The organism is Chryseolinea sp. T2, assembly GCF_037203685.1.
Taxonomy (GTDB): Bacteria; Bacteroidota; Bacteroidia; order Cytophagales; family Cyclobacteriaceae; genus Chryseolinea.
Genome location: NZ_JBBCAU010000021.1, coordinates 1 through 8,600, shown reverse-complemented (window position 1 = coordinate 8,600; position 8,600 = coordinate 1). Strand labels below are relative to the sequence as shown.

Below are 8,600 nucleotides of genomic sequence, written 5' to 3'. Positions count from 1 at the left end.
TCTTCTTCATACGGATTTCAGTTGGTTAAATTTAAAAACTCTAATTTTAACCTGTACTAAAATCCCGGCCAGGTACCGCTAGTAACCCATTGTAGCTACAGTCATATTATAAAGCATCAGAGAGCAGTTATAACCTATACTGCTCAATCCAACCCCGTTATTCGTTGCTCCGGCTGCGATCACCGCTGTCCCGGTACCGTGCGCCTGGATTGGTAAACTTGGTGCCGCATAAAGGACCTTGTAAACCAATTCGTCGTGTGTTTGTAAAAAACCATTATCGCTCACCGCTATCTTGATTGATGGTGAACCAATGGAAACGTCCCATGCCTGTTGTGCTTTTATGTTTGTTAAATACCATTGGTTGTTATGTGGAGCATTAGCGACTGGATCCTGCACTCCAAAGTCGTTCGGAACCGCCAGCAGTTTTGGCGTTTCTTCAACTTCAACTATTTCAAATAGTCCTGAAGCGATGAACTCATCCTTAAGTTCGTTAATTGGGTAATCAATATCCACTCGGTAGTACAGTAGAATTCTTTCCTTTAACGCATGATTGAAAGCCCTGGCTTCGGGAAAGGCTTGCACTATATTCCTTAGTTTATATTTTGCAAAGAAATTGTCAATCGAAACTTCACCGAACGATGCAGAAAGGCGATTTCCGACATTCGATGCCCTAAACGAATCACTTTGTTTCTTGCTAAGCTTGACTAACAGAGTGTTTTGAGAAAAGGCAAATTGGTTTGAAGTAACCAACATCATGATAGCTATGATCCATGCTTTCATTGAGTATATAATTTAATAGTGGATTGCGATAACGGATTGGTAAGTAGCAACGTGTTTTCCTTTAGTTGGAAAGTAATTTCACTATTACGAGAAAGTACTTGGTACAGCTGCTTAGCAAAGAACGTCTGCGCAGTTGTTCCTACGTCAAGGCTTTTTATATAGTCGTGCAGATGAATTTTGTTTTGAATAATTTCTGCGGGCCCGTGCACATTGTTAACGCCGTCAAAAACGGTCATCTCACCTTTGTTGAACAAGGTCATAGGCTGTTGAGGAAAAGTTTCGCAGGGCACTAGTACGGTGGTGTCAGCAGTGGTTACAGAGTAGATTAACCAAATAGTCACTTCTAATGGAAATGATTTGCTTATTGCCGGGACGCTGGGAGAGCAATTCGTCACAGTCTCCATGTCCTCAACCACAATTATATTTGGACCATTTACCTCGCACGTTTTAAATATTTGATAATTCGATTTTATGATCTGACTTTCTTCAATCGTGTCAGCGATGTCCGTTGGCAAGCAAACGCTAAATTCACTCTGAGTACCCGAGACAGAGTCTTGCGACACTAAAGTTGGACCATTATTAGCCCCTCTCGGAAAAAATCTGAAATATCCGTCGCCTTCATCGAGTAATTCGGTATTTTCAGAACATTGTAAACACCTTAGCTGTTCATCTTTGTCACAGGCAATCATCGAATAGTAGGTTAGCAGAGCGAAAGCAATTGCGGTGTGCTTAAGCCGGAAGTTCAATGCTTGCATGTGTTTTCAGAATAGCAGAAAGTTCTAATGGGATTTAACCAACGGGAGTAACGTTGCAAATTAGTTCTTGTAGCCGTCAACTTCAAGGGTATCATAAATTATTACGGTGGAAATTTGCCTACGACACACACACCCGATTTCAGGGGTGGCGCAATGGGTGTTTGGTAATGCTGTAATTGAGATTGACTCAACACTATGCCTTCCTGAGTTAATTTGCATTTGAGATGTATTGATGTCATTGACAACCGCTGAAAAGAGACCGCTTTTCCATGAAGTAGGACCCACGATTGCAACAGCCAATTGCAAATTAAAATGATACCAATGTCATATATTGGAGATCGGGCAAACTTTCGTAAGCTTTCAGACATTCCTCACCTGGTTACTTGTATTTTTATATCAGTAATGAAAATGCTACACCAATCGATGTGTATTTCGATGACTTTAAGATTGTCCACACAAAAGGTGGGATAGTCAACGTACAGGATTATTACCCTTTTGGTATGCCATTTCGCAGCTATGCCCGGGAAAATAGCCTAGATCAAAAAAACATGTTTCAATCAAGTAAATTTCAGACGGAGCTCAATCTAAATATTAATGATTTTTCTTGGCGGCAATATGATCCTACAATTGCTAGGACCACGACTCAGGATCCTCATCTGGATCGCTACCATGCCATTTCTCCCTATAGCTTTTGGGCAACAATCCTATTAACGTTGTCGATCCTAACGGTATGGACACTTTGCATGTGGTGCAGCTGCAAGGGGTCACCATTACTGCTTCTAGGATTCCATACGATCGTAACGTAATTTCTGGTGCCGCTTTTTTAGCGCAGTCAATGTTCGGCCAATCTGGTAGTTTTACTTCCACTTTGCCGGCGGATCGACGCCCTCCTTCTAGGCCATTTACTGGTTCGAAAGCAGAGGCGGTAAAGTACGGTGCGGCGTTCACTGTACCGGGGGTCGGTATATTTGTTAATCCGCGGGATTTACATAACATTAATTTACTCCGTCATGAGTTTGGTCACGAATTGCAAGCCCGAATATGGGGAAAACCAGCTTGTAGCTGTTATAGCTCCCGCTAGCTTAGTGAGTGCAGACAAAGCGAACAATGACCCTAATTATGAGCATTCGACCTATTGGACCGAGTGGACAGCTAGTTGGTTCTCATATAATTATTTTGGCTGTCCGTCAGATTGGGATTCCGAAGACGGGAGTGATGGCTATAACAATAACAAACATCCAATCCAACCGCCACCGGGCGGCGGGCCAGGCATATATCCACCGTTTGGACCCTTCCAATTCTATTCAATTGAAATTCCAACCCAACCAAAATGAAATGTATTTTGATTGTATTATGCATGCTGGTAATTGGATGTGATTATTATGATTCCAGATTGAAGGTTGTCAACCGGTCGAACCAGGTGATCGCGGTTGAGGTCGAACCAGATACCGTGCCGGATTTTCCTAGCATCAATAAATGGCAGTATTACATTGAAAATAGGATTAACCGATTGGATACCGGTGTGTTGACGAAAATGGGAAGCACAAGAGGGTGGGAGTTTCAAATTTTAAAAAGCAAAAACAAGAAATTGAACGTATTTATATATAGCGTAGATTCAATTAGAAAGTATCGAAGTATGGATACATTAATACTAAGGAAATTTTATGAGCGTTATGAATTTTCAGAAGGTGAGATGAAGGATAGGAATTGGACAATTTTGGTCAAGTAAGGAGTCAGAAGTTAGTGATCCCTTGTATGAATGGTGGTAGACAAAACCAGAATTTCTTTTTTTGAAGCAGTGTTCATCGTGAGGCCTATTGAAAACTTTCCGTCCTTCGTCACAGTTGAAAAAACTGTAATGCCTAAGTACTGTGTAAATGGGCCGATGAAGTAGATGTCGTGCGCATGAAGAGGTGGGAAGAGAGAGTGGTCTCATCGTACCTTAGTGGCTGCTTCAGCAATCCCGAAGCAGAGTCATAGCAATGCAATCCTTTGCTTGGACTTCTCTTAATTGGAAAGCCATCTTAATGCTGAGGTAGCAATACTTACCCCTTCTAGGCGGTTCTTCAAGTCTAGTAGCAACGCAAGGTTCGGGGATGACGCTAGACCGTCCACAAACCAGATCGTATACTGCGCGGGCTAGGTTAAGGAGCCATCCACCAGAAAGACCGATTCCTCCATGTCTTGCACCACATCCATCAAGACCAGTTAATTTAAGAATCGGTTTGTAATTGATTTGCTTGGCGTTTCCGATTATCGAGAGATCATCAGTGGGTGAATTAAGATACTGGTAATTCCAGACGTTTTGACCCACTCTTGAGGTGGTGAGATTTGATGTATCTATCTTTCTTGAAAACCGCGGCAACGTTTGGAGATTTCAATGAACGGAATCTACTCTACATGAGTAATACGTACAAATACGAAAATCCTCAAATCAAGAATTACAGAAAGAGAGTTTCAAATGGCATGTATAGAGTTTCAACGATCGTAACGCTGTTAGAACTGATTAAAGAAAAGCAAATGTAATGTGGTAAGTAACTGAAAATCAAGAAGAAAAAGTTAATTCACTTCCCGATACAAAACTTCGAAAAAATATTCTCCAGCAAATCATCCGTCGTGATCACCCCAGTGATCTCCCCAAGATAATGCAGCGCCTGCCGAATATCCATCGCCAGCAAATCACCAGTCTGGCTAATATCAAGTCCCAGCAGCACGCGATCGAGCGCATCATTCGTGCGGGAAAGATTCTGATAGTGTCTGATATTCGTTACCAGCACGTCTCCAGCCTTAACAGTACGAACGTGGAAAGAGGAGAGGATCCGGTCTTTAAGTTCCTGCAGATTGTCTTTGGTCGAAGCACTTATAAATATAAAATCATGTGACTTCAATACTTCCACCAACTGTGGATCAGCAAGGTCCTTCTTGTTGCCAACTTTGATAAAAGGTATTCCCAGGTGCCGAACATTTTCTTCTTCAGCGGCTATTTCATCAATAGTCGTTTGCGACAGGTCAAAGAGATAAATAATAAGTGACGCACGCTTCATGCGTTCGCGCGTGCGTTCAATGCCGAGTGCTTCTATTACATCCTTTGTTTCGCGTAGCCCGGCCGTATCGATAAAACGGAAGTTAATTCCCTCAAGCACCATCTCATCTTCAATCGCATCGCGTGTAGTCCCTGGGATATCCGAAACAATAGCACGTTCCTCATTTAGCAGCGCATTCAGTAATGTCGACTTCCCAGCATTCGGACGACCTGCAATTACAGTAGGCACTCCGTTCTTGATCACGTTACCTTCATCGAACGATTGTATCAGACTAAGTAAGTAGCCTTTGATCTGCATGATCAGTTTCCGCAGATCGTCGCGTTTGGCGAACTCCACATCTTCTTCGCCAAAGTCCAGTTCGAGTTCTACCAGCGACGCAAAGTGCACCAGCTCATCGCGGAGCTTCTGTATCTCCTGAGAGAATCCCCCTCTCATTTGGTTCATCGCCGCCTGCCTCGCGTTATCCGTTTCGGCGTTAATAAGATCAGCTACTGCTTCGGCCTGCGCAAGATCAAAGCGCCCTCCGAGGAAGGCCCTTTTCGTAAATTCCCCCGGTGAAGCGAGGCGTGCACCTCTCGCCAGCAAAAGTTTGACGATCTGCCGTACGATGACCATAGATCCATGGCAGGAGATCTCGATGCTATCCTCCTTCGTGAAGGAATTCGGAGCGCGGAATATGGACACAAGTACTTCATCTATAATGGTCGATCCGTCGCGAATAGATCCGAAATGAATGGTGTGCGACGGCTGTCCGCTCAATGCTTTACCATGAAAGCACGACTGCACAATAGAAATGGATTCTGCACCCGAGAGTCGGATTACGGCTATGGCTGAGATGCCCTGCGGCGTGGCGAGAGCAATAATGGTATCGGTAGGGGACATGCCGCAAGATAATGAACTCAGCTTATGTTTATTATGAGCTTTGAAACGCGAGGCATTAAACGTTTCTGTAAGTATGAAAAGTGGCTTGGAATGAAGCTATCCTAATTCCAGCAAGATGGCTGGTTATTCATCGAATTCATAGTTGCGTTACGTACAGAGGAAGAATGGCTTAAGATATAGGCCCTGCTTATTGGTATTTAATGCGTACACCATAGATCCGTTGACTTGCCTCAGATAAATTATTGATGTCCTGATCGGGATTGAGATCAATCACAATCCGATAACTGTACTGAGAGTTGTCTATCACATTTGTTGAGGCCAGGGTACTTTGGGTTATGGTTCTGATTGTGCTTGAACTGCCAGATGAGTTATATGGGGTGATAACATTTTCGTTGCCTCCTGTCGGCGAGCGTCTGAACACCGAAAAAGTGAGGTTTGTAGGATCTTCGTCCCAGTAGTAAAGAGTAAACTCTTGAATTGTCAGGCCATCTGCCAGGTGTATGGGTGCAATCAACTGAGTTCCCTCATTTCGTTTTATAACGGTAACGAATCTGTTTTCGGACTCCAGAAAGAATCGATTGTCGTGGTCTTTAGGACCGTTACCCTTCGTACCGGTAAAATCGGATGGATCCACCATATAATATTTTGAGATTGGGCTCAATGAGGGTATTATCTGAGGTGTCCAGCGAACACCGTCCCAAACTAAAATTTTACCATTGTCGCTCGTTCCAAGTATCCCAGAGGCGATTGCGTTTCCGCGAATTTTTACTACGTCTGGTGAAGGATAATTTCCTGACAAGTCTCCATTGGCTGGTATGTTATTCAAAATCCCCGATTTAGATTCAAGTTGTGGGACACCCATTGGGTTTGTTGTGAATATCTTATTTCCGTCTGCTGTACCTGATGTTGCAAGTTTGGGTAACGTGACCGCACCATCCTTGATTTGCATTGAGGTCACCGAGTTATTAGTTAGCGAAACACCATTGAGCGGCCCTGATAATTGCCCACTTACAATCAATGAATTTAGATTTACTGGACTCGCATCATTCGTTAGTGAAAGCGTGTTTCCTGTTAGCGCCAGGTCCTGGGCATCTTTAGCTGGTAGCCATTTCACAATTCCGCCACCATCAGTTGAAAGAACGGTACTGCTTCCTCCGGGTTGAATTTTAAGCGGTGTGATCGCACTATTGGCGATATCATTTGCACCGATTGTTCCGTCAATAATATTCGTACCTGTTAGGGATATTCCACTTAAGTCCACGCTGGTAATGTCGTTCGTAAGCGACAAAATATTGCCTGTGATGGTAAGGTCTTGTATTAGACTTGCCCCAAGTCCTTTAACCCATGAGTTGTTTATCCAACAATAAAACGATTTCTCTGTCGTGTCAAAAACTATTAAACCATCATCGTTAGGAGAAGAGGGGCGCATTGCATTGCGATTTTGAGAAGTTATTTGAGGCAGCAAGACACCCTGGTCGGCGTTTGGCGGATTTACAATTAACAATGCATTTGGATGGTCAGTTTTTTTTCCAATAACCACCGACTTTTGTTCAGCTGTTTGCGAATAAGTTGCCGTCGAAATAAACAATCCAAAGAACACCCAGAATTTCATAACGATAATTTGCACCGCGGTTATTATATATAAAAGGTGTGTAAATTATTCTACGTGTAAGGTCTCGTTGTTTATCGTACTCTCTTTAACATCGGACCTGCCCTGCTGCATGCTTATAATTTATTCCTTTTTATTCGTTTTGCTCGGCTCAGTAATACCACGTACATATGGCGATCAACGTCCGCGCTGTTTTCTCGGCAAACTTTCCCTGGCGCTAACCGTACCCTTAAAAACACGCACGTACTTTTTAGGTCAGTATAACAATTTATGATTGTCATTGGATATCCGACGTTAACATACCGTACTCCGATTCAAAAGATTGCCCTCGAAAGGTTGTGGACTGAAGTCAGCATGATAAGGGTAAGCCTGGTTATAAAAAGAAGTCAATTTTAACCGGCATAATCCTCCGCCATCCTCCGGCTCGTCCGCTCACGAACGCGTATGTCGCTCTTCCGGACGCCAGTACCGTAGACTTTCAGTGAATTTATATGTTAATTGTAGTGGCATGGTTATTGGCAATTCGCTGCGATGACAAATAAAAGCACCCTCGTTTCCCTGGCATTGACGTTGGCTCTGATGCCTTCATTGTCTCAAGCACAAAAAGATGCACGTTATCTCGATCAGACTTCGCCTGGAGTGAAGCCCATGGTATATGCGCCGGGGAAGGTTTCACTACCCGATCAGTTTGAATTCGGAGCAACGTTCTCTAAAGATCGTTCTGAGTTCTATTACGGGGTGGAGATCAATCATAAAGCAGAGACGCGCGTCATGAAATTCGCTGACGGGAAATGGACAACACCTGAAAAGTTATTGGTGCACAGCGTTTATAGCTTTAATGATCCTTTTCTTTCATCTGACGAGAAACAGCTTTACTTTATCTCCGACCGGTCCGTCTCCGGCGAAGGACCAAAGAAGGACTACGACATCTGGTATATTCAGCGCGAGAACGACAAGTGGTCTGCTCCAATCAACGCTGGGCCTAACATAAATACGAACGCCAACGAATATTATATGTCGTTCACGAAGAATGGCAAAATGTATTTCTCATCGAACGGTCGCGCTACTGATGGCTCCCGGGATTACGATATATACTCAGCGGAATCTAAGAACGGAAAATTTCAACCGGCAATTGCAGCCGGGCCTGGCGTAAACACCGAGCACTATGAAGCAGATGTCTTTGTCGCCCCCGATGAATCGTACCTGATATTTGCCGCCAACAGACCTGAGGGATTGGGTTCCGGCGACTTATACGTAAGCTTTCGAAAACCCGACGGTACCTGGACGCCGTCAAAGAGCCTCGGCGATTCCATCAACACCGAAACGGATGATTTCTGCCCTTACGTTACTTCGGATGGCAAATATCTGTTCTATGCAAGCAGGGGAGACATTTATTGGGTATCGACCGAAGTCGTTAGCAGACTCAAATAAGTCATTGCTTATTGGCTTGAAAGAGACTGTCAAGTGAACTGTGTCAAGGTTTGAAAATTCACCAACTTGACACAAATATGGAAGAGAAAAAGGAAGAAC

General features: G+C 43.7%; 5 protein-coding genes. 1 reads left to right on the top strand and 4 read right to left on the bottom strand.

Going from position 1 to position 8,600, the window contains the following annotated elements; all coding sequences use genetic code 11:
* Positions 1–78 precede the first annotated feature (78 nt).
* The 4 genes from WBG78_RS30515 to WBG78_RS30500 all read right to left on the bottom strand — a co-directional run bounded on the left by WBG78_RS30515 (position 79) and on the right by WBG78_RS30500 (position 7,073).
* A complete protein-coding gene (locus tag WBG78_RS30515) occupies positions 79–780 on the bottom strand; it encodes a hypothetical protein (protein ID WP_337330338.1) in 702 nt (233 codons plus the stop codon).
* On the bottom strand, positions 777–1,535 hold the full coding sequence (locus WBG78_RS30510) for a hypothetical protein (RefSeq protein WP_337330337.1): 759 nt from the start codon (positions 1,533–1,535) through the stop codon (positions 777–779). The genes WBG78_RS30515 and WBG78_RS30510 overlap by 4 nt, the downstream gene beginning before the upstream one ends.
* A gap of 2,564 nt (positions 1,536–4,099) precedes the next feature.
* Entirely contained in the window at positions 4,100–5,461 is a 1,362-nt protein-coding gene (gene mnmE / locus WBG78_RS30505; protein ID WP_337330336.1) for a tRNA uridine-5-carboxymethylaminomethyl(34) synthesis GTPase MnmE, read from the bottom strand.
* Positions 5,462–5,648: 187 nt separating this feature from the next.
* Positions 5,649–7,073 carry a hypothetical protein gene (locus tag WBG78_RS30500; protein WP_337330335.1) on the bottom strand — a complete coding sequence of 475 codons (1,425 nt, stop codon included), beginning with the start codon at positions 7,071–7,073 and terminating at the stop codon, positions 5,649–5,651.
* Positions 7,074–7,601: 528 nt separating this feature from the next.
* Between WBG78_RS30500 and WBG78_RS30495 the strand changes: the two genes are divergently transcribed.
* Positions 7,602–8,501: a hypothetical protein gene (locus WBG78_RS30495; protein ID WP_337330334.1), complete on the top strand. Its 900-nt coding sequence runs from the start codon at positions 7,602–7,604 to the stop codon at positions 8,499–8,501.
* The last annotated feature ends 99 nt before the right edge of the window (positions 8,502–8,600 follow it).

Coding starts and splice junctions, on each gene's coding strand:
- WBG78_RS30515 (WP_337330338.1), bottom strand. CDS start 780: ATGAAAGCATGGATCATAGCTATCATGATGTTGGTTACTTCAAACCAA.
- WBG78_RS30495 (WP_337330334.1), top strand. CDS start 7,602: ATGACAAATAAAAGCACCCTCGTTTCCCTGGCATTGACGTTGGCTCTG.
- WBG78_RS30500 (WP_337330335.1), bottom strand. CDS start 7,073: ATGAAATTCTGGGTGTTCTTTGGATTGTTTATTTCGACGGCAACTTAT.
- mnmE (WP_337330336.1), bottom strand. CDS start 5,461: ATGTCCCCTACCGATACCATTATTGCTCTCGCCACGCCGCAGGGCATC.
- WBG78_RS30510 (WP_337330337.1), bottom strand. CDS start 1,535: ATGCAAGCATTGAACTTCCGGCTTAAGCACACCGCAATTGCTTTCGCT.